Source organism: Mesorhizobium sp. M7A.F.Ca.AU.002.02.1.1 (assembly GCF_003998535.1).
Classification (GTDB): Bacteria; Pseudomonadota; Alphaproteobacteria; order Rhizobiales; family Rhizobiaceae; genus Mesorhizobium; species Mesorhizobium ciceri.
Window position 1 is genome coordinate 1 of record NZ_RZPB01001248.1, and the last position, 1,095, is coordinate 1,095.

Below are 1,095 nucleotides of genomic sequence, written 5' to 3' on the forward strand. Positions count from 1 at the left end.
GAACAGGCGCGTGCCTTCCTCGATCGCCAGCACGCGGTCGACCATCTGCGAAACCGTCTGGCTCTCGATCGGCAGGCCGGTGGCCGGCGAATAGGGGATGCCGACGCGCGCAAAAAGCAGGCGCATATAGTCGTAGATCTCGGTGACGGTGCCGACCGTCGAACGCGGGTTCTTCGATGTGGTCTTCTGCTCGATGGAAATGGCAGGCGACAGGCCGTCGATCTGGTCGACGTCAGGCTTCTGCATCATTTCGAGGAATTGCCGCGCGTAGGCCGACAGGCTTTCGACGTAGCGGCGCTGGCCCTCGGCATAGATCGTGTCGAAGGCAAGCGATGACTTGCCGGACCCCGACAGGCCGGTCATGACAATCAGGCTGTCACGCGGCAGGTCGAGATCGACATTCTTCAGATTGTGTTCGCGCGCCCCGCGAATGGAAAGATATTTATGGTCGGCCATAGCCGGTCGCCGCCTCAGAATCTGGAATTTCCTGGAATGGCGGGTTTTCCCGGCCATCCCCTATGTAGGTAGTTTTGCCGCCACGTCGAGAGACGCCACAATTCCCGACAAAAGCGTTTAAGCGTCTTTCGCGTGAACGGGCAAGCGGAAAGAACAAAGGCCGAACACGCTCCTGACAAAGCTGTGCAAAAACTGACTTGTACGTAACCTCCCGGCGATCACGTTTTTCGGTAACCGGCTATTGATGGTTGACGCGGGCAACCCAGGAGCGCAGTCTCCGGAAGTCAACGAAGCCGGCCGTCTTTCGATGGCCTCGCCGCCCAAAGGCGGCCTGCGAGACGCCGCAGGCATTTGCGATTTGTGCTTCGAATTGACAACAATCGCAACGGACAGAGGAGCGGAGCTATGACGCCACCGGATCGTCCCCTAGGGTTCCAGTTGTCACTGGAGCCGCGGCAGGCATAAGTGCCAGGGTTTAGCGTCTGCGCCACCCGGCAAACCGTGACCTGCCATATCCCCTAAAAATCAGAGACTGCTAGTCGGATCGTCGGCCGAACGCCGCGGTGCATCCGAAATCAAACGCCGGCAGTACACTCCCGGCAAAGTTGGATTTGAGATCCAGAAGGCCCCGTCCGTTTG

Annotated in this window: 1 pseudogene; it reads right to left on the minus strand. The window is 59.2% G+C overall.

Features of this window, described 5'->3' with window-relative positions:
• Positions 1 to 456, minus strand: a pseudogene (locus EN879_RS36885) (excinuclease ABC subunit A); the annotation flags it as partial.
• Positions 457 to 1,095 lie beyond the last annotated feature (639 nt).